General features: G+C 53.6%; 18 protein-coding genes and 1 other annotated feature. Of the genes, 9 read left to right on the forward strand and 9 right to left on the reverse strand.

The annotated features are described in order from the left end of the window. Positions 1 to 88: 88 nt before the first annotated feature. Together I2G61_RS00935 and I2G61_RS00940 are read left to right on the forward strand one after the other, a co-directional pair. On the forward strand, positions 89 to 769 hold the full coding sequence (locus I2G61_RS00935; RefSeq protein ID WP_072684076.1) for a peptidoglycan-binding protein: 681 nt from the start codon (positions 89 to 91) through the stop codon (positions 767 to 769). 108 nt (positions 770 to 877) lie between these two features. Next, positions 878 to 2026: a MalY/PatB family protein gene (locus I2G61_RS00940; RefSeq protein ID WP_072684077.1), complete on the forward strand. Its 1149-nt coding sequence runs from the start codon at positions 878 to 880 to the stop codon at positions 2024 to 2026. 85 nt (positions 2027 to 2111) lie between these two features. Here I2G61_RS00940 and I2G61_RS00945 read toward each other — a convergent pair whose 3' ends face one another. Continuing rightward, a complete protein-coding gene (locus I2G61_RS00945) occupies positions 2112 to 2861 on the reverse strand; it encodes a sugar isomerase domain-containing protein (RefSeq protein ID WP_072684078.1) in 750 nt (249 codons plus the stop codon). Between the two features lie 597 nt (positions 2862 to 3458). Here I2G61_RS00945 and I2G61_RS00950 point away from each other — a divergent pair. Further along, on the forward strand, positions 3459 to 4127 hold the full coding sequence (locus I2G61_RS00950) for an ankyrin repeat domain-containing protein (protein WP_072684079.1): 669 nt from the start codon (positions 3459 to 3461) through the stop codon (positions 4125 to 4127). A gap of 11 nt (positions 4128 to 4138) precedes the next feature. Then, positions 4139 to 6211, forward strand: a complete 2073-nt coding sequence (locus I2G61_RS00955) for an elongation factor G (protein WP_072684080.1) — start codon at positions 4139 to 4141, stop codon at positions 6209 to 6211. 167 nt (positions 6212 to 6378) lie between these two features. Here I2G61_RS00955 and I2G61_RS00960 read toward each other — a convergent pair whose 3' ends face one another. The 5 genes from I2G61_RS00960 to I2G61_RS00980 form a co-directional block, all read right to left on the reverse strand. Further along, a complete protein-coding gene (locus tag I2G61_RS00960; RefSeq protein ID WP_195547749.1) occupies positions 6379 to 7524 on the reverse strand; it encodes a S1C family serine protease in 1146 nt (381 codons plus the stop codon). 343 nt (positions 7525 to 7867) lie between these two features. Beyond that, on the reverse strand, positions 7868 to 9130 hold the full coding sequence (locus I2G61_RS00965) for a glycosyltransferase family 2 protein (protein WP_229056845.1): 1263 nt from the start codon (positions 9128 to 9130) through the stop codon (positions 7868 to 7870). 267 nt (positions 9131 to 9397) lie between these two features. Next, positions 9398 to 9820 carry a threonine/serine exporter family protein gene (locus tag I2G61_RS00970; RefSeq protein WP_072684083.1) on the reverse strand — a complete coding sequence of 141 codons (423 nt, stop codon included), beginning with the start codon at positions 9818 to 9820 and terminating at the stop codon, positions 9398 to 9400. After that, the gene (locus tag I2G61_RS00975) at positions 9814 to 10584 is read right to left on the reverse strand and encodes a threonine/serine exporter family protein (RefSeq protein ID WP_195396735.1); all 771 of its coding nucleotides are present in this window, start codon (positions 10582 to 10584) and stop codon (positions 9814 to 9816) included. The genes I2G61_RS00970 and I2G61_RS00975 overlap by 7 nt, the downstream gene beginning before the upstream one ends. Further along, positions 10581 to 12173, reverse strand: a complete 1593-nt coding sequence (locus I2G61_RS00980; protein WP_072684085.1) for an NAD(P)/FAD-dependent oxidoreductase — start codon at positions 12171 to 12173, stop codon at positions 10581 to 10583. The genes I2G61_RS00975 and I2G61_RS00980 overlap by 4 nt, the downstream gene beginning before the upstream one ends. A gap of 119 nt (positions 12174 to 12292) precedes the next feature. Here I2G61_RS00980 and I2G61_RS00985 point away from each other — a divergent pair, with 119 nt between their 5' ends. From I2G61_RS00985 to I2G61_RS01005, 5 genes are all read left to right on the forward strand, one after another. Further along, a complete protein-coding gene (locus tag I2G61_RS00985; RefSeq protein ID WP_195396733.1) occupies positions 12293 to 13393 on the forward strand; it encodes a M20 family metallopeptidase in 1101 nt (366 codons plus the stop codon). Positions 13394 to 13579: 186 nt separating this feature from the next. Further along, positions 13580 to 14467 carry an SDR family oxidoreductase gene (locus I2G61_RS00990; RefSeq protein WP_195396731.1) on the forward strand — a complete coding sequence of 296 codons (888 nt, stop codon included), beginning with the start codon at positions 13580 to 13582 and terminating at the stop codon, positions 14465 to 14467. Between the two features lie 80 nt (positions 14468 to 14547). After that, positions 14548 to 14806 (forward strand) — a binding site (T-box leader). A gap of 107 nt (positions 14807 to 14913) precedes the next feature. After that, complete coding sequence (locus I2G61_RS00995; protein WP_195396729.1) at positions 14914 to 15711, forward strand: amino acid ABC transporter substrate-binding protein; 798 nt, start codon at positions 14914 to 14916, stop codon at positions 15709 to 15711. A gap of 2 nt (positions 15712 to 15713) precedes the next feature. Further along, positions 15714 to 16346: an amino acid ABC transporter permease gene (locus tag I2G61_RS01000; RefSeq protein ID WP_072684088.1), complete on the forward strand. Its 633-nt coding sequence runs from the start codon at positions 15714 to 15716 to the stop codon at positions 16344 to 16346. 11 nt (positions 16347 to 16357) lie between these two features. Beyond that, the gene (locus tag I2G61_RS01005; RefSeq protein WP_195396727.1) at positions 16358 to 17020 is read left to right on the forward strand and encodes an amino acid ABC transporter ATP-binding protein; all 663 of its coding nucleotides are present in this window, start codon (positions 16358 to 16360) and stop codon (positions 17018 to 17020) included. Here I2G61_RS01005 and I2G61_RS01010 read toward each other — a convergent pair. The 3 genes from I2G61_RS01010 to I2G61_RS01020 are packed head-to-tail and all read right to left on the reverse strand — an operon-like array spanning position 17005 to position 19456. Further along, positions 17005 to 17565 (reverse strand): 4'-phosphopantetheinyl transferase superfamily protein, encoded by a 561-nt coding sequence (locus I2G61_RS01010; protein WP_072684090.1) that lies wholly within the window; start codon positions 17563 to 17565, stop codon positions 17005 to 17007. The two genes, I2G61_RS01005 and I2G61_RS01010, sit on opposite strands and share 16 nt — an antisense overlap. Next, positions 17558 to 17785 (reverse strand): acyl carrier protein, encoded by a 228-nt coding sequence (locus I2G61_RS01015; protein ID WP_072684091.1) that lies wholly within the window; start codon positions 17783 to 17785, stop codon positions 17558 to 17560. The genes I2G61_RS01010 and I2G61_RS01015 overlap by 8 nt, the downstream gene beginning before the upstream one ends. 9 nt (positions 17786 to 17794) lie before the next feature. Next, a complete protein-coding gene (locus I2G61_RS01020; RefSeq protein WP_195547750.1) occupies positions 17795 to 19456 on the reverse strand; it encodes an AMP-binding protein in 1662 nt (553 codons plus the stop codon). Positions 19457 to 19465 lie beyond the last annotated feature (9 nt).

Raw genomic sequence — 19465 nt, forward strand, 5'->3', positions numbered from 1 at the left:
AAAGGGAACGTGCCTAACGGGAATTCATTTGGTTATTGGCCTTTTCTCTTCCGCGTGAGCTGCATACGGTATACTGGAGGTGAAAACCATGAGAATTTTGATTTACAACGATCAAACCGATAAGATGGAAACGTATTCGCTGCGCTGCTGCGATAACATGCCTTATACGGCTTGCTGCCGGTTTACAGTCGGCGAGTTCATGCGTAATTCCCACAGCCGAACGATTGGCTGGTCGACCCGGCGGTTTCTGCGGTCAACCGATGAACTGATCCGGCGGTTTGGCATGAAGCCGCGCATCAGCCGGGCGTTTCGGCGGGCGTGGAGCGCTGAGGAACCGATGATTTTGACGCACATGCTGGGGACGGGAGTTGATCTGGGACGAAACCTGTCGCTGTCGGGGCTGCAGCAGCTGGTCACGCTGGCGGAAGATCAGGAGTTGTTAGATGTGATCACCGACCTGCAGCATACCCGGATTGAAGCCCACATGCATCATCAAAATGAAGCGGCCAGCGACTTTGTTCCGTTCGCGCAGATTCAGAAAGGCGATCAGAAGACCGAGGTCTGTGTGGCGCAGGATGCGCTGTGGGCGCTGGGCTATCCAGTCACGAAGATCAGCGGCGTGTTTGACGCGGAACTTGATCGAGTCGTACGGGCGTTTCAGCGGGATCAGGGGCTGGTTGCGGATGGAATTATCGGAAGACTGACCTGGGAAGCGTTGATGTCCCAGCTGCGGCCGGTTCCCGGTATTGATGATGACATCGCAGACTGAACTTCAACGGAAAGAAAAGAATGAAATGGCCTGATTTCAGGGCCATTTTCGTTTGCGTGGATCGTGGGAAAAGGTGTTATAATGAAAAAAAGAGGGAGAAGACCAACCATGAATTTTGATGAATACATCGACCGCAGAAATACGCACTGCGTCAAGTACAGTCAGGCTAAAACCGCACAGCGGCCTCAGGATGCGCTGGTGATGACGCTGGCGGACATGGATCTGCCTTGCTGCAAAGCGATCACACAGGCCATCGTCGAGCGGGCGGCGCATCCGTTTTACGGCTATCAGCAATTTGACGAGGTCTTGCCAAAACGGGTGTGCGCGTGGGCAAAGGAACACAGCGGAGCAATTCTGGATCCGCAGACAATTCAGATCGCGCCCAGCGTCAACACTGCGATTGCACTGTGCGTGAGGGCGCTGACGCAGCCGGGGGACGGAATACTGATCCAGAATCCTTCGTATAGTCCATTCCGCAAAGTCGCTGAGCTGAATCAGCGGCGCTGCGTGATCAACGAACTGATTCAGAAGGACGATCATTATGAACTGGATCTGGCTGATTTTGAAGCGAAGCTCAGCGAGGTAAGGATGTTTATTCTATGTTCGCCGCACAATCCAACCTCCCGGGTATTCAGTCCGCAGGAGCTGGACGCGATGTTATCGTTGTGCCGTCGATATCACATCGCCGTGATCGCCGATGAGATCCATGCGGATTGGGTATATGGGACAATGACGGCGGCCAGCGCTCTTGATCAGAATGTAATTACCCTTTTATCGCCAAGCAAGACGTTTAACCTGCAGGGGATGCAATGTTCGTTTATGTTTATCCCCGATGCTGATCAGGCGCAGGCGGTCCAACGCGAGCGTGATGCGCTGGCGTATATGAATAATCAGACTTTCTCGCACGCAGCCGCGCTGGCCGCTTACAGTGAGGAAGGCGCGGCGTGGCTGGACCAGGCGAAGGCGTATGTGCAGGAAAACACGCGGGTTTTTTGCGCGATGCTGAAAACGGCCGGTGTGTCGCTGAAGCCGATGCGGCTGGAATCGACGTTTCTGTTGTGGGTAGACTGCAGCGGCTGTTGTAAAACCGACGCGGAAGTCGTCGATCTGTTTGAAAACCGCTGTCATATCTATGGCAGCACCGGTTCGCATTATCAATCCGGCAAACCGTTTATCCGCTTGAATATCGCCGCGCCCCGCAGCGTGATTGTGAGGGCGGCGGAGCGGCTGATCCGCGCGCTTTCGCAGTCGTGCTGAAGGAAAGAAAGACGCCAGAGCATAAAAATAAGAACACCGCCGGTCGGCGGTGTTCTTTGGCAAGGCTAAGTCGGGAAGCGCTGGCCTACAAGTTGCGGATGCGATAGAAGTATTTATCGACGAGTTTGTCGTTATGCTCCGCTGCCGAGGCGTCCATAAAGGCGATGTGGCCGTTGAAGTAGACATCCGGATCCAATCCGCGCTGGACAAGCAGCTCCACCGTCTGGGTCAGCACGGCGTTTTGCAGATAAACGGCCGGGATCGTCGAGGTCGAGCCGATCTTCATCGGGAAGCCTTCGATCTGGACCGCCGCGTCGCCGATCAGCGAACAATTATCTAAGACAATATCGCAGACGTCTTTTAATTTCCTGCCGCTTTTATGCTTGGTCGTCAGATAATCGCTGTATTCGACGGCCGTGATCGCGATCGTCGGAATGCCTTTTTCTTTGGCGCGCAAGGCGGCGTCCACCGGTACGATATTGTTGCCGGAATTGGAAATGATGATCATGCAGTCATTGGGCGTGACACGGTGATAATCGACGATATGGCGGCCGATCTCGTAGGTGTTTTCCATCAGGTAGCTTTTGGTGATGTCAAAAGTGCCGGTGACGCTGGGTTCCAGCAGCGCGGCATAATTGGCGACGGTGGCGGCGCGCCAGAAGGCGTCTTCAATGACCAAATGGGAATGGCCCGCGCCCAATCCATAGATCAGACCTCCCCGCTGCGACACGTCGGCGCACAAAGTGGCAGCTTTCATGATGTTTTCGCCCTGACTGTCCATAACCTTGGCGATGATTTCGTTCATGACGTTGAAGTAATTTTTCCAGGCTTCCATAAGAATCTCCTTTTCCTCATTGCTTTCATTGTAACAACTTCGTTTGTAAAAAAGAAGTCCAAAACGGAAGAAAAAAACAAAATGAAAGAATTTACAAAATGTAACAAATTGAAACTTATTTTCATGGAAATTCGCGAAGAAAGGTCTTGAACAAAAAATGAAATCGGTTACAATAAAGCTATAAAGAACCAAGACCGGAATGGAGTGAAACATCATGAACCAGAAGAAAGGCTTAGTTTTTGGCGCCCCTCAAAATGGAGATGTTAGAGCTGAAGGTGTTTTCGGCGGGGTTCTTTTGGAAAAAATCAGTTGTTTTTAAGATGGATTTAGACTGTCCATCTTTTTTGTCTACTCAATGGAACGACGCAATAAGAAAAGGATGCGTCACAGCGGTCAGACAAGAGAGGCAGCGGTGTAAATCCACCTACGCCTGAATGAGGATCCTTGAAAAAGCCGGCGGCAGGAAGCATACAATACGGCGGCAGGGATCAGAAGTTCAGGAATACTTTTGCGGGCTATGCCGCAAGGGGTTCCGAGATTCGGAATGAGGTATGGAAGGTACATTGTTTGATGAATAAATAAAAGGAGGAATTCATTATGGATCAAACAAACAAAGAGTTCTGGGATGCGGCGGCAGCCGGCGATTTCGCGAAAGTCTGCGCCTGTGTTTCCAAAGGGGCGAACGTTAACGTTTCCAACGGCGACGGACGGACCGCTTTGATGCGCAGCGCCAAGCGCGGCTATGAAGATATCGTGCGGTTTCTGCTGGATAACGGAGCCAATGTCCGGGCTCGCGACGTCAACAATAAGACGGCGTTGATGGGTGCGGCGAAAAAAGGTCATCTGGGCATCGTCAAGATGTTGGTCGAAGCTGGATCCGATGTGAATTCGCATGACGACAACGGCCGGACTTCTCTGATGCGGGCTTCGTTCTTGGGTCAGAGTGAAGTTGTGGAATATCTGGTGGAAAATGGAGCGAATGTCAACGCCCGCGACAGCAAGGGGCGGACCGCGTTAATGGAAGCGGTTCTGGCGTGCAAAGTTGACGTCATCAAATATCTGATCGAACATGGCGCGGATATCAACATGCAGGATAATGCGGGCTGCACGGCGTTGATGAGAGCGAGTTATAGCGGTTATGTCGATTTGGTTCTGTACCTTCTGGACCAGGGCGCGGATAAGAGCATCAAAGATTTCCAGGGCAATCTTGCAATTCATTATGTCCGCGAGCACTGCTTCGCTGAGCTGAAAGAGCATTTGAAGTAGGGGGAAGCAGCATGAGAGATTATTTAGCGAATGAAGTCCGCAACATCGTTCTGATGGGACACAGCGGCGCGGGCAAGTCCAGCGTCGTGGAAGCTGCATTATATTTTACCAAGGCAACGGACCGGCTGGGCAAAACGATCGACGGAACCAGCGTGATGGATAACGACGCGGAAGAAGTGAAACGCGGGCTGTCCGTCTATACCTCCATCGCTCCGGTGGAATGGAAAGAATGTAAAATCAATTTTATTGATACGCCGGGTTATCTGGATTATGAGGGCGAAGCGCAGTGCGGCATCGCGGTCGGCGATAACGCGCTGATCGTCGTCGGCGCTAAAGACGGCGTGGAATCGGGAACGGAAAAAGCGTGGAAAATCGTTACCCGTAAGAAACTGCCGACAATTTTCTTCATCAACAAGATCGACGAGGAAAATGCTTCGTTTGATCAGACCTACAATCAGCTGCGCGAACATTTCGGCAAGACGGTCATTCCGTTTGAAGTTCCGATTCAGCGCGAAGGCAAGGTTGTCGGTTCGGTCAACATTCTGCGTAAAAAAGCATGGTATTATGACGATCGAACGACGCCGAAGGAAGTCCCGGACGAGCTGAAAGACATCGTTGAGGAATATTACAGCCAGATCGCGGAGGCGATCGCAATGGCCGACGACGAGCTGATGGAAAAATTCTTCAGCGGCGAGAGCTTTGACGAACATGAAGTGGCCAAGGGCTTGCGGATCGGCGTGCGCAACGGCGATATCCGACCGGTTTACTGCGGCAGTGCGACGCAGGTTACCGGCATTGAACGGTTGTTGGATCTGATTCGCGAATACTTCCCGAGCTATGCGGAAAAAGGCATGATTGAAGCGCTGGATCCGGATGGAATTCCGATTCTGATGGAAACCAACGAACAGGAAGCGTTCACAGCGCAGGTCTTCAAAACGATTATTGATCCATTTGTCGGCAAGATTTCATTATTGAAGGTCATGACCGGCGTTATGAGCACGGATGCGCAGGTCTTAAACGTTCAGAAGGATAAAATTGAAAAACTGAATCAGATTTACATCGTCAAGGGCAAGCATCAGATCGCGGTCGGCAAGCTGTTTACCGGTGATATCGGCGCGGTGGTCAAGCTGCAGTTTACGGATACCAACGATACGCTGGCAACCCGGTCCAAGCCGGTGACGTATGCGCCGATTGAATTCCCGAAGCCGATGCTGGGCGTTGCGATCTGGCCGAAGACCAAAGCGGATGAAGACAAGATGAGCATGGGTCTGCAGCGGATGTGCGAGGAAGATCCGTCAATTCGTCTGGATAAGAATAAAGAAACCAAGGAAACGGTGCTGTACGGCATGGGTGTGCAGCATATCGACGTCATTTTAAGCAAGCTGAAATCAAAATATAAAGTGGAAGTCGATACGACGGAACCGAAGGTTCAGTACCGTGAAACAATCCGCGGTACGGTCACGGCGGAAGGCAAGCATAAAAAGCAGTCCGGCGGGGCGGGGCAGTATGGTCATGTCTTCGTTAAATTTGAACCATGCGACGGCGATGAAATGGTGTTTGCGGAATCCGTCTTCGGCGGCGCGGTTCCAAAGCAGTATTTCCCGGCGGTTGAAGCAGGTCTGCGGGAATGCATGGAAAAAGGCGTACTGGCCGGATACAAGGTTGTCGGCGTCAAGGCGACGCTGACCGACGGCTCTTATCACGAGGTTGACTCCAAGGAAATCGCGTTTAAGGCCGCGGCCCGTCTGGCCTATAAGGCCGGCATGCCGAAAGCCAAGCCGATTCTGTTGGAACCGATCGGCAAGGTTGAGGTTCTGATTCCTGAAGAATATACCGGCACGATCATCGGTGATTTCAACAAACGCCGCGGTATTATCCTCGGTATGGATCTGGTCGATGAAAAAGAACAGAAGATTACCGCTGAAGTGCCGATGGCGGAAATGATGAAATATTCGACCGAACTGCGTTCAATGACGCAGGGCCGCGGATCCTTTATCATCGAATTCGATCGTTACGAACCGGCGCCGCAGCCGATTGCCGATAAGGTGATCAAAGCTGCGAATGTTGCGAACGACGAAGATTGATAGAATTAAAGCGGAAAGGACTGGATAAAATCAGATCCTTTCCTTTTTTTCGCTTTCGCTTTGATCAATGAAATACCGTCGGACAGCGTCTTTAAAATTGGAAAGATGAAAATTCCTTTCGTTTCTTAGTGCATTATAAAAAGCTGGCCGCAGCCAGCTTTTCAAGACTATCCTTTTTTCTCCTGCAGGGTGACGGTGAGTTCGACGATCCTGCCATCCCGCTTGACGGTGATTTCAATCTGATCGCCGACTGAGCTGTTGTTGAGAATCGTGGTGACGTCAGAGATGGCTTCAATCGCCGTATCGTTGATCGAAACGAAGCAGTCGCCCGGCTGCAGCCCGCCGTTGGCGGCGCTGGAGTTTTCGACGACAGATTGAACGTAGACGCCCGGCGTTTTATAGCCGTACTGAGCGGCCAGCTGCGCTGTCGTCAGATCCAGCGCAGTGATGCCCAACGATACGCGGCCGCCGACATAACCCTGCGATATCAGATCCTCAATAATCGGTTTTGCATCGTTGACTGGAATCGCGAAGCCCAGGCCCTCGACGTCTTCACCGGAAGATTTGGCGACGACGATGCCGACCAGTTCGCCATTGGCATTGAACAGACCGCCTCCGGAGTTGCCCGGATTAATGGCGGCGTTGGTCTGAAGCAGGTTCCGGCGCTCATTGTTCAGAATGATTTCCCGGTCGAGCGCGCTGACGATACCGTTGGTAACCGTCCCGCCCAGCTGGCCTAACGGATTGCCGACGGCCACGACCGGCTCGCCGACCGACAGCGAATCGGAATCGCCCAGAATTGCCGGGGTCAGACCGGAAGCGTCAATCTTGATAACGCCGATATCCATTTTGGAATCCGTTGCGACCAGCTGCGCCTGGTATGTCGTACCATCATGCAGCGCAACGGTGATCGAACGGGCGTCCTGAATCACATGGTTGTTGGTGACGATGTAGCCATCCTCGGAAATGATCACCCCGCTGCCGGCGCCTTCCGTGACAAACTGGCGCAGGAACAAGCTGTTGGTCACCGATTCCGTGCGGATCTCCACGACGCTGTTCTGCGTCCGGGCGGCGACGGTCGGAATATTGATCGAGGTCACAGGCACATTCTCAAGATTCTGAGGCAGGCGCTCTACGCTCTGGACAACGACGCTGCCTTTCTGACTTTTAGCGGCCAGCGTCCCGGCAGAAAAGCCGATCACTCCGGATAACAGCGCGCAAGCGGCTAATCCGAGGCGGAAGGTTCTTTTCATTGACCGCAGTTCTTTTTGAATCGCCGCGGTATCGGAATCCAAAAATTCAGAATCGAACATTTTTATTTCCTTCTTTCTTATCGTTTTTATTATAGGAAGAATCCGTGAAGTTTGTGTGAAGAAATTGTAAACTTGCCTTGACGGGCGACGACTTTTTAGACAAAATGTCTAAAACTGAGCAATTCCCGCGTCAAAAATCTGAAATCAGGCTGAAAACGTTTGAATTATAAACTTTGCGCAGTGAGAGCATAAGGCGGCTTCCCATGCCGGACCCCAATCCCTTTGTCTCATAACGTTTCCGGTTATGTCAAAAGTTTCTTCTTGCCTGCGCTCTGTTTTGCTTGTAGTTTGTGACAGTGCGAAATTCAGTTTCCGTTAAGGAAGCTGATAAAAAAATACGCGGTTAATCGCGTATTTCCTGAATTGATTTGGCGATGGTATGCGTGATTGGACTCCATTCGATCTTCTTGAACAACGCTTCGATCGCAATCGGAACATAGGTGAAAATAAAGATCGGAAAGGAGAAAGTATACAGGATTTTTTTCATAGCGCTGCAATGGATATTGTTCCATTCCGTAACGGTGGTCAGGATGCCGAATGCGTACAGGATCAAATAGTAATTCGTGACGGAAGCGGTGATGGCGCCCAATGTTACGGATAAGACTTCCGGGTCACGCTGAACAAACAATGTCCATACCAGAGCCAGCGAGTTGATCAACACGCTGAACAGGGAAACGAACAGCGCCGGCGCAATCGTCATCGTCATATCGTAGCTGCTGAAATCGTGCTCCTTGAGAATCCGTTTGACCAGGGAAGTGCCGTACTTACCGAAAACCTGATAGAAACCCTTGGACCAGCGCAGCCGCTGTTTCCACGATTGTTCAAACGTGCAGGGCTGTTCGTCATACAGCACCGCGTCGCCGCAATAGCCGATCTTTAATCCGTGCAGGACGCTGTCGACGGAGAATTCGATATCTTCGGTCAGTAAGTGATGCTTCCAGCCGTTGTTCGCTTTAACGATCTGATTGGAAATCATGAAGCCGGTGCCGGAGATCGCACAGCTGGAGCCGCACATCATCCGCGCCTGGTTCAGATATTTTGATTCGCGTAAAAACCACAGCGAATACCCGGCGGAAATCCAGTTGGAATCGTAATTCTTGGAGTTGCGGTAGCTGGTGATGATTTCATAGCCGGAATCGAAGACTTTGTTCATTTCCCGAATATAGTTCGGATCGAGCAGATTGTCGGCGTCAAAGACAAAATAAGCCTCAAACCAATCTTTGGGATATTCCTTCATGATGTGCTTGAACGCGTAATCCAGCGCGTAGCCTTTGCCGACCTTGAGCTGATTGAAACGTTCATATACGACTGCACCTTCCATCTGCGCCAGCTCGGCCGTGTTGTCAGTGCAGTTATCAGCGACCACAAATGCCGTGACAAGCCCGTCCGGATAATTCTGCGCCTTAATGCTCTGAAGCAGTTCGCGGATGACGGTCGCTTCGTTGCGCGCGGCGATGATGACGCCATAGCGGTGCATCTGCTTCGCTTCAGGCGCCGGCTTCTTTTTGCCAAACAGGACGATCCCGGCATAAATGATCTGATAGAGATAGAGAAGCAGGAATAAGAGAAAAATTGTAAAATTAAATGCGTTTAAACTTTCTAGCATATACATGGTCCTTTCTTCGGATTTTCACCCTGTAAAAAGCAGCACCCCCCAAAATCCGGATGCTGGATTCTATTTTAAACGGCTGAAGAAGAAATGCAATCTCTGTGAAGAAAAATTCACATTAGTCATGAAAGTTTTTGTTTATTTTAAGAAAAATGTAAGAAACTTTCAGACTTCTTAAGAGATGAGCTCAGACCTTAGTATGTCATCAGAATGACGTTAATTATACATAAAAAACCTGAAAAAATTCAGGTTTCGCATGATTTTTCATGATTTTTTCATCGAAAAGGAGAAGAAAGCACTGGTCAGGGCAATTCCCAGCGCCAGTGCGCCGGCGCAGCCCAACGTGTGAATTCCGATTTCCAAAGCGTTCATCGTGTTGCCCTGGATGATGGCCAGCATTGTATAATACATGCCGCCTCCGGGAACCAGGGGGATCAGGGCGCAGATCAGAAACGTCGTGACCGGGGTTTTCATGCGCCGGGCAAGCAGCTCGCTGACCAGACACAGTCCGCAGGCTGCCAGAAACATTGCCAGCACTTCGCCTCCGTGAACCTGCATCACCAGTTCATAGATCAGACTGCCCAGGGTTCCGGTGAGCGCCGCCGCCAACAGTTTCCGATCATGGATATTAAACAAAATGCCAAAGCCGATTTCAGCGAGGAAGGCGCCGATCAGTTTGATCACCATAGCGGGTTTCCTCCCAGCATCATCCACAGACTCATGACCAGGCCGGGTCCTAACGCCACGGCAATCGCGATCAGGAAAGCCTCGACACCGCGGGTCATCCCGGAGATCAGATCGCCGGACAGGCTGTCGCGGATCGCGTTGGTAATCGCCAGACCGGGGACCAGAAGCATCAGACAGCCGATGATTAACGCGTCTAACGACGGCGCCAGTCCGGTTTGATTGAAGACGATCGCCAACAGTGCGGTGAGAGCCGAGCACAGGCTGATTGCGAAGAAGGACGGAAACTGGCGTTGTTCCAAAATCGAACTGCATCCTTCAATCAGGCCGCCGATGACCAGCGCGCAGCACAGATCGGGAAATTGCCCGCCGAAGAATAAGGTGAATCCACCCGCGCCTAACGCCCCAGCCGCAATCCGGCGCGAAAGTGAGTACGGGTGAAGCCGGGCGATCGCGCGCAGCTGTGTTAGAAATTCGTCCAGCGTCAGCGTCCTGCTTTGGCGGGAGAGCGTGTTGATCCGGTCGATCCGGTCGATATCCAGACCGCGCGACTTGATCCGGACGATCTTGCTGACGGAACGCCCGCCGGCGACGATCGTGACGAAGATGCCGGTCGGCAGCACGATGCTGCTGGCCTCCTGAGCGCCGTAATTCAGGCAGATCCGGCAGATCGTGTCCTCGACGCGGTAAATCTCTGCGCCGCTTTCCAACAACAGCTGGCCGGCGTAGGCTGCACTTTGCAGCAGCTGATCAAAATCGTGGGTCATTTTCTGAATCCCACGCTTTCTCCATCGCGAAGGATCTGTTCACCAACACGCAGCCCGTCGATCGCGGCCGACACGATTCCGCCGGCATAGCCCGCGCCTTCGCCCGCCGGGTACAGACCCGGGGTGGTTAAGCTCTGAAATTGTTCGTTCCTTAGGATCCGTACCGGCGAGGAAGACCGGGTTTCGACACCTGTCATCAGCGCGTCGGTTTCGATAAACCCGGGAATTTTCTGATCAAAATAACGCAGCGCTTCCGTCAATGCTCTATTGATGGAGGGGGAAAACAGCGGATGCAGATCCGTCATCGTCACCCCGCGGCTGTAGCTGGGAATCACAATCCCGTAATCGTGGGAAGGCTGGGCGGCCAGGTAGTCCGCGATCCGCTGGCACGGCGCTTTGCCGCAGCGGCCGCCCAAAATCCACGCCCGGTGTTCAAGTTCCTGCTGATAATGCATGCCATCCAGCACGCCCTCGCCGAAATCGCTGCGGCGCACCTGGACTAACAGAGCACTGTTGGCATTGGCCTGATCGCGGGCGTATTCGCTCATTCCGTTGGTCACGATCGCTTCGTCCTCGCTGGCGCTGGCGACGACCATGCCGCCGGGACACATGCAGAACGAATAAACGCCGCGGCCTTCCCGCGTCTGACAGGTCAGCCGGTATTCCGCGCTTTTTAAACGCGGATGGCCGGAGGCTTCCTTATATTGATTCTGATCGATCAGTTTTTGCGGATGCTCGACACGCACGCCGACCGCAAAGTCCTTGGCTTCCATCGCGATCCCGGCTTCGTGCAGCATCGTAAACGTATCGCGCGCACTGTGGCCCAGCGCCAGCACCAGCTGGCGGCAGGCGATCCGCTGATCCCCGGCCGCAATCGCGCAGACTCCGTTTTCATCCGTGAACAGCGCGGTCATCGGTGTGTTGAAGCGGACCTCGCCGCCCAGCCGCTGGATTTTCAGCCGGATGTTTTTGACGATCTGCCGCAGCCGGTCGGTGCCGATATGCGGATGCGCCTGATAGCCGATCTCCGGATCCGCGCCCGCTTCAATCAGCTCGTCCATCACTTTGACAATCCGCACATCTTTGACGCGCGTCGTCAGCTTGCCGTCGGAAAAAGTACCCGCGCCGCCTTCGCCGAACTGCACATTGCTTTGCGGATTCAGCGGCCCGCCTTGCCAATAGGTTTCGACGTCCTTCACACGCTGATCGACGTCTGCGCCGCGCTCCAGCACAATCGGCCGCAGTCCCGCCTCGGCTAACAACAGCGCCGCGAACATGCCGCACGGGCCGAAGCCGACGACAACCGGCCGCGGGCCGTCAAAGGAAACCGGCTTGGGCGGCTGATAGCGATAAGGTTCAGCCGCGCTGACATGGGTCAGTTTCTTTTTGAGGATCTGAGCTTCGCCCGGCGTTTCAACCAGGACGGTATAGACAAACCGCAGCGGTTTCTTGCGCGCGTCCAGCGATTCCTTCACGATTTTCCAGGATGTCAGACGGCCCGGACGCAGCCGCAGTTTCTTCATAATCAGGGATTCCAGGCTTTGCGGATTTTCATCCAGCGAAAGCTGTAAATTGGATATTTGCAGCATGGTTGATCAACTCCTGTCCTCCATTATAACAAATCTTATGACAGTGTGCGCTCTTTGCTTGACGAATTTTACAAGATCGTTACAATGAATGAGAGAGAATCACGAAAGGAGTCTTCCGTATGAATCAAGCGACACAATTCCGCCGGGATCTGCATCAGATTCCGGAAACCAGCTTCACAGAATTTAAAACCAGGGAGTATGTTGTTTCCGTCTTAAAAACACTGCATTGCGAGCTCATCGAGCTGTTGGAAACGGGCGTAGCCGCCTACTTTGACGCCGGCCGGCCGGCAACGCTGGCGTATCGCGCCGATATGGACGCGCTGCCGATCCAGGAAGAAACGGGGCTGGAATTCGCCTCGCGCCATCCGGGGAAAATGCACGCCTGCGGCCACGACGGCCACATGGCGATGCTGCTGGGATTTGCCCAGGAGCTGGATCAGCTTGACCGCAGCGGTTGGAAAAACAACATTCTGTTAATCTTCCAGCCCTCGGAGGAAACGGTCGGGGGCGCCAAGCCGATCTGCGATACCGGGATTTTTGAAAAGTACAACGTCAAGGCGATCTTCGGCACGCATTTGTGGCCGTTTATCCCTGCCGGGACCGTAGCCAGCCGGCCGGAGGAGATGATGGCGCACGCCAGCGAGGTCACGGTGACGGTCAAGGGCAAGAGCACCCATTGCGCCAAACCGGATGAGGGCATCGACGCGCTGGCGATCGGCGCGGAGCTGTTATGCCGCCTGTACGCGATGGAAAAGAAAATTGCTCCGAACCAATACCGGATTTTAAAGTTCGGAAATTTCCACGCCGGCACGGTGCGCAACATCCTGCCGGAAACCGCGGTGCTGGAAGGCTCCTACCGGTCGTTTCAGGACGCCACGTTCGACTGGATGATCGATCAGACGAAGGCGATCATGCAACAGCTGGAACAGGAAACTGGCTGCCAGATCGTGTTTGATTATACGGAAGGCTATCCGGCCGTGATCAACGACACCCCGCTGTTTGCGAAGGCGCAGGCGCTTCTGCCGCAGCTGCAGGTGATGGACAAGCCGGAAATGATCGCGGAGGATTTCGCGTTCTATCAGCGGAAAATCCCGGGCGTGTTCTTCTTCTTGGGCACAGGCACGGGCATCGCGCTGCATAACTGCCATTTCAATTTTGACGAACAGGTGCTGCAGGAAGGGATTAAGACCGACCTGGCGCTGATGAACATTGATCTGTAAACATAGGAAACGCTAGGAAGGCTGGGGTGTGACTCAGCCTTTTTTAGGTATGGCGGGCATTGAAATGTTTTCCGCCATCTCAAAAGACCGGCATAAAGGTTAAAAAAGGCAGCGGACTTTCCGGGTAAACGGGAAGAAGCAGCCATACTAAAGAGGAAGAATAATGAATCGGAAAAGAGGGGTGTTATGAAAAAAATTGCGGTGATCACCGGTGCAGACAGCGGTTTGGGTCGGGAATATACGCGGCTGATCCTGGAAGAATCAAATGTGGATGAAATCTGGGCGCTGGCCAAAACACCGGCCCGGCTGCAGCGGCTGGTTCAGGATTTCGGCGCCCGGATCGTTCCGGTCGAAATTGATCTGATGCAGCTGGACGCTTTGGTGGATTTTCATCGTCGTTTAAGTCTGGAAAAACCAGAGATCCGCTGGCTGATCAACAACGCGGGGATCGGCAAGTTCGGTCCGTTTGAAAAGCTGGAAGCGTTGGAAGCGGCGCGGATCGTCGATCTCAACTGCCGCGCGGTCGTGGAAATGACATGGAACTGCCTGCCCTATATGCCCCCGGGCAGCCGGATTGTCAACACGGCTTCCCAAGCCGCCTTTCAGCCGCTGCCGTATTTCAGTGTCTATGCGGCAAGCAAGGCGTTTATCGACCGGTTTTCACTGGCGTTAGCCGTCGAGCTGAAGCCGCGGGGGATCACGGTGACCTCGGTCTGTCCCTGCTGGATGAGAACCCCGCTGCTCAATAAGGCGCAAACCACGGCCAGACCCGACGTTGTGCGGATGTTTCCGATCACGGATCCGGCCCCGGTCGCCCGGGCGGCAATTTCTGACAGTCAGAAAGGCAGACGCCGCTCCGTTTATGGAACGCTGACGCGGCTCGCTATTTTGGGGGCGAAGCTGCTTCCAACCGGAATCACAATGGCCGTGTGGCTGATGCAGCAGGGACTTAACGGCATGCATGTCTGGCATTGTCCGCACACCTCTAAGCCCGGGGAGGCAGAAACACATTACGAAATGTTGAAACTGCTGGAAACTTCAATTCAGGCCAGTCATGCCGGTATGCCGCGGTGAAAGATTGTCATTCATTTTCAGAAAAATTTCATTTCCTGCTTGACAAGTTTCCGCTTCAGATTTATCATACAGTCATTGATATAACAGCGATGAAAAGAAAAAGTAAACCTGAACTGCTTATCCAGAGAGTTCCCGGTTGGTGCAAGGGAATATGAGAAGCAGGTTGAACACATCTTGGAGCAATTCACCGAACGAGGAATCAAGTAGGCTGGATCGGAACCTGTACCCGTTATCGTACTAGAGTATAGAAGTTTTGTACTCGAAGAGGCTGGACTCCGCGAGGAATCTGGTAAATTAAGGTGGAACCACGAAGGGAAAAACGACCCTCTCGTCCTTAGCTGCAGGACGGGAGGGTTTTTGTTTTAGCGGCGCGGGCTGAAACGCATCCTGTTCGGGATTCAATTTCATTTCATGCTATATCAAAAAAGAAAAAAGGAGAAATGAAAATGAAAATCGGAAAATTGGGAATGGGTTTGATCGGATTGGCGCTGGTGGCGATGACGGGATGTCAGAGCGCCGCCAAGCCGCAGGGGGACAGCTGGAGCGCAATCGAAGACAGGGGGAAGCTGGTCGTCGGGATTGACGATACGTTTGCACCGATGGGCTTCCGCGATGAAAACAACGAGCTGGCCGGTTATGATATCGAGATGGCCAAGGCCGTTTCAGAAAAGCTGGGAATTGCCTTTGAATTTCAGACGATCGACTGGTCGATGAAGGAATCCGAATTGAATGCCGGCAACATCGACTTAATCTGGAATGGTTATTCAATTACGGACACGCGGAAGCAGCAGGTGGCGTTCTCCGAGCCTTATCTGGAAAACCGCCAGCTGATCATCACGCTGGCGGATTCCGAGGTCAATTCCAAAGCGGATCTGGCAGGGAAAACGATCGCGGTGCAGAAGGAATCGAGCGCCTTGGAAGCGGTCAGCGCCGATGCTGCGTTCACGTCTGCGTTAAAAAACGGCGCGCCGGAGGAATTCGATACGAACATCGACTGCTTTATGGATCTGGAAGCCGGCCGTTCGCAGGCGATCGTCGTCGACGAAGTGCTGGCGCGGTATGTGATGAAGCAAAGAGGTCAGGAAAAATACAAGGTGCTGGACGAGAATTTTGGAACGGAACAATACGCAGTCGGAATGCGCAAGCAGGATACGACGTTGCTGGAGAAGATCAACGAAGCGATGAAGGCCTGCAATGAAGACGGCACAACGGCGGCGCTGAACGCCAAGTGGTTCGGGGAATAAGCATGATCCGTCAGATTCTGCCGTCATTACTGGCTGGCGCCGGGGTCACGCTGCAGGTATTCTTTATAACGCTGATCCTGTCGCTGCCGCTGGCTTGTCTGCTTCAGGCGCTCCAGCAGTTTTCCGGCCGCGCCTTAAAGCCGCTGTTTCGCGGCTACATCACGCTGATGCGGGGGACGCCGCTGTTATTGCAGCTGATGTTCATCTTCTTCGGCATGCCGTATCTCGGCCTGACGCTGAGCCGGGAACTGTCGATTTTTATCGCTTTCACCTTGAATTATACCGCTTATTTTATCGAGATTCTGCGCGGCGCGTTAAGCGCAGTCGATCCTGGACAGGCGGAAGCCGGGAAGATGCTCGGATTCTCCCGCCGCTATATCTACTTTCGGATTCAGCTGCCGCAGGCGCTGCGCACGGCGATGCCTTCGATTGGCAACGAAGTCCTGAATTTGGTCAAGGACACGTCGTTGATCTACGTTTTGGGGGCTTCAGAGCTGCTGAAAGCCGGCCGTTCCGCCGTCAACACGTATGCGACCGCACTGCCGTTTGTCGTCGTCGGGATTCTCTATCTGGCGATGTGCGGCGGGTTCAGCTGGCTTTTGGGACGGATTGAGAAACGCATCAGTTATTATTAGGAGGGCAAGTCATGAGCTGCATCGCAGAAAATTGCGCCAAGACCTTCGGCAGGACGCCGGTCTTTGAAAATGTGTCATTGCGCGTGGATCCGGGTGAGATCGTGTGTCTGATGGGACCCTCCGGCGCTGGAAAAACCACGCTGCTGCGCTGTCTGTGCGGGCTGGAGCTGCCGGAAAAGGGCACGATTTCACTTTCCGGCACGGTGCTGTGTCAGGATGGCCGCTGGCAGTCGCCCATGGAATACCGGCAGAAGATCGGACTGGTATTTCAGAACTGGAATCTGTTTCCGCATTGGACCGTCATGCAAAATCTGATCAAGGCGCCGGTTCATCAGAAACGGATGAATCGGGCGGAAGCTGAAAAAAAAGCCCGCAGGCTTTTACAACAGCTGAATTTGGCGGAGAAGGCGGACGCCTATCCCAATTCACTTTCCGGCGGGCAGAAGCAGCGGGCCGCGATCGCGCGGGCCTGCATGCTGGCGCCGGAAATCCTGTGCTTTGATGAACCGACCAGCGCGCTGGACGAACAATCGGCGCTGGAAGTGTCCAACATCATTCAGTCGCTGGCGAAACAGGATGGTTTGGGGATTCTGGTCGTCACCCATGACGAACAATTCGCGCACCGCACCGGCACGCGTTTCGTCCGGCTTAGCGAACTTCAGTCTAAAAAATAATCATGAACCGTATCCCTCAGGGAAGCGCTCAGGCACATCGTGCCGGGCGTTCCTTTTTTTGTGACAAAGGGGATCAATCGGTAGTTTGGGGTATCGTGCAGCTGGCCTGCTTCATCAATGACGCTGAAGCGGGAAAAATCTTCCCCGATGCCTTTTCCCGACCATTTGACGACGCTTTCCTTCGCCGTCCACAGTGAAAAAAAGGCTTCCGGATACTGGGTTAGCCAGGCCTGTTCCCGGGGGTGAAAGAACCGGCGGGTAATCGCTTCCTGACGGCAGGGATGGGGCTGTTCGATGTCGATGCCCACCGGCGCGCCGGCGATCAGGCAGATCCACTCCTGCCGGCAATGGGAGATGCTGAAATGCAGCCCCGGCAGATCGGCGAAGGCTGGCTTGCCCCGGGCGGAAACAACCTTTTGTACCGGGACAAAAGGCAGCAGGTGCTGATCTGCCAGCCAGGACAGTGCCTGATTCAGCCGCTGCGCGCTGTCGCTTCCGCTGAAATCAGCGCTGAAGCGCCACAGTCCCCGCAGCGGCTCATTCATGCGCGCCCAGTTCGGTCAAGGTAGCCAGAATATCTTTTACATTGCGGATTTTGCGGATGCTGCGGACATTGATCTCAACGTCAAACGTTTCTTCCAGCGCTGCGACAATATTAACGATATCGAAGGAATTCAGCTGGAGATCGCGGACCAGATCGGTTTGTACGCTGACGCCCGGCTGACCCGTTTCAGCGATGATGATCGCGATAATTTTTTCAAGCATAGTCGGCCGTTACCTCTTTTCTAAAACGGTGCTGCGTTTGATTTTTTTGGTCGCCGTTTTCTCAAATTCAGAATCGCGCAGCTTAATCATCTGGATTTGTTTGTATGCCGGCAGCGTTTCGTTGACCTGATCGATCTGCGCCTGCAGCTGTTCTAATATTTCATACGGCGACATTCCGGCGGTCAGCTCGGGATCCGGATAGACCATCAAAGCCAGCCGCACGTCGTCGGCATGGGCGGAGGAGTTCAGCCCGAAGGCCATGACCTCCTTGATCAGCGGCAGCGAACTGACATAACCTTCAATCTCTTCCGGGGAGACTTTCTTACCATTCTTAAACACGATCAGATTTTTCTTGCGGCCGGTAATCGTCAGATGTCCGTTTTTATCCAGACTGCCCAGATCGCCGGTCATAAACCAGCCCTCGTCAAACGCTGCGGCCGTCAGTTCTTCATTTTTATAATACCCCTGCATCAGGGACACGCCCTGAACGAGAATTTCGCCGTCCTTAAGCTTCAGCTTGTAGCTGGGCAAAACATGACCGACAGTGTCGACGCGGCGGTCCTTATTGCGGTTGACCGCCAGTAATGGGGAACATTCCGTGATCCCATAGCCCTGGATGATCTGAAAGCCGAAGGCCTCCATTTCCTCGCCGATTGAGGCCGACAGGTGCGCGCCGCCGCAGATGATCAGCGACAAATGTCCGCCGAAAGCGTCGCGGATCGGCTGCAGAAACGCGGGGTGCAGCGTGATCCCGAATTTGCGGCAGAACTGAAACAGCTTCATATATTTGCGCAGGGCTTCTTCTTTGCCTTGTTTGCGCAGCGTGCGCCAGATATTCTGATGAAGGGTCTCGACGATCAGCGGCACGGCCATCATTGTTTCCGGCGCGAAGGCTTTCAAATCGCGCATCATCGTTTTTAATGAGCCGTTGACCCCGACCGTGCTGCCATGCAGAAGCATGTTGATGACGGAACAGGTCAGGCCATAGGTGTGATAGAAGGGCAGCGAGGTGAAGACCGTCGCACCGACCCCGACCAGGCGCATCGAGTCAGCGGCATTGGTAAGAATGCCAACCTCCGACAACATCACCGGCTTGGAGGTGCTGGTCGTACCGGAGGTGTAAACGATCGAAGCGGTAAAATTTTGCGAATGATCGGGAAACGACCAGACGCCCTGACGGCGTTTGACGAGGGCCTGCCCCTGCTCCAGCAGCGTCTTCAGCGTGAATTCACCTTCGCCTTCCATCAAGATCAACTGCTTCAGCGTCGGATTTTCCTGGCATAACAGGCTGCCGACAGGCTGGAAGGCCGGGGAAAGGAAACAGGCTGTGCAGTCCGCCTGCATGACCATGCTTCGCAGCACGTCGTCGGATTGTTCGATGTCAATGCACACGGCGGTGCGGCCGCTGATGATCAGCGCGAAGTAAACAAGCAGCCATTCGATACTGTTTTCGCTGATGATTCCGACGTTGCCTTCAGGCAGCGCCAGCCGGAAGGCTTCGCTTAACGCCTGAACGTTTTGCTTCAGCTGGATGAAGGTCAGACTGCGGCGTTCCCCCTTCGCGGCGTAACTGACCAGCGCTTCTTTTTCGGCAAAACGGCGGCTTGTGCCGTCGATGAACTGGCGGAAGGTAGCGTAGTCGTCGGCCGGGTAATAGGCATAATTTTTCATTGTGAGGTC

The organism is Holdemania sp. 1001095H_141210_F2 (assembly GCF_015558105.1).
In the GTDB taxonomy this organism is placed as follows: domain Bacteria; phylum Bacillota_I; class Bacilli_A; order Erysipelotrichales; family Erysipelotrichaceae; genus Holdemania.

Coding starts and splice junctions, on each gene's coding strand:
- I2G61_RS00955 (WP_072684080.1), top strand. CDS start 4,139: ATGAGAGATTATTTAGCGAATGAAGTCCGCAACATCGTTCTGATGGGA.
- I2G61_RS00960 (WP_195547749.1), bottom strand. CDS start 7,524: ATGTTCGATTCTGAATTTTTGGATTCCGATACCGCGGCGATTCAAAAA.
- I2G61_RS00995 (WP_195396729.1), top strand. CDS start 14,914: ATGAAAATCGGAAAATTGGGAATGGGTTTGATCGGATTGGCGCTGGTG.
- I2G61_RS01015 (WP_072684091.1), bottom strand. CDS start 17,785: ATGCTTGAAAAAATTATCGCGATCATCATCGCTGAAACGGGTCAGCCG.
- I2G61_RS01000 (WP_072684088.1), top strand. CDS start 15,714: ATGATCCGTCAGATTCTGCCGTCATTACTGGCTGGCGCCGGGGTCACG.
- I2G61_RS00990 (WP_195396731.1), top strand. CDS start 13,580: ATGAAAAAAATTGCGGTGATCACCGGTGCAGACAGCGGTTTGGGTCGG.
- I2G61_RS00965 (WP_229056845.1), bottom strand. CDS start 9,130: ATGCTAGAAAGTTTAAACGCATTTAATTTTACAATTTTTCTCTTATTC.
- I2G61_RS00970 (WP_072684083.1), bottom strand. CDS start 9,820: ATGGTGATCAAACTGATCGGCGCCTTCCTCGCTGAAATCGGCTTTGGC.
- I2G61_RS00935 (WP_072684076.1), top strand. CDS start 89: ATGAGAATTTTGATTTACAACGATCAAACCGATAAGATGGAAACGTAT.
- I2G61_RS00980 (WP_072684085.1), bottom strand. CDS start 12,173: ATGCTGCAAATATCCAATTTACAGCTTTCGCTGGATGAAAATCCGCAA.
- I2G61_RS00950 (WP_072684079.1), top strand. CDS start 3,459: ATGGATCAAACAAACAAAGAGTTCTGGGATGCGGCGGCAGCCGGCGAT.
- I2G61_RS00940 (WP_072684077.1), top strand. CDS start 878: ATGAATTTTGATGAATACATCGACCGCAGAAATACGCACTGCGTCAAG.
- I2G61_RS01020 (WP_195547750.1), bottom strand. CDS start 19,456: ATGAAAAATTATGCCTATTACCCGGCCGACGACTACGCTACCTTCCGC.
- I2G61_RS01010 (WP_072684090.1), bottom strand. CDS start 17,565: ATGAATGAGCCGCTGCGGGGACTGTGGCGCTTCAGCGCTGATTTCAGC.
- I2G61_RS00975 (WP_195396735.1), bottom strand. CDS start 10,584: ATGACCCACGATTTTGATCAGCTGCTGCAAAGTGCAGCCTACGCCGGC.
- I2G61_RS01005 (WP_195396727.1), top strand. CDS start 16,358: ATGAGCTGCATCGCAGAAAATTGCGCCAAGACCTTCGGCAGGACGCCG.
- I2G61_RS00985 (WP_195396733.1), top strand. CDS start 12,293: ATGAATCAAGCGACACAATTCCGCCGGGATCTGCATCAGATTCCGGAA.
- I2G61_RS00945 (WP_072684078.1), bottom strand. CDS start 2,861: ATGGAAGCCTGGAAAAATTACTTCAACGTCATGAACGAAATCATCGCC.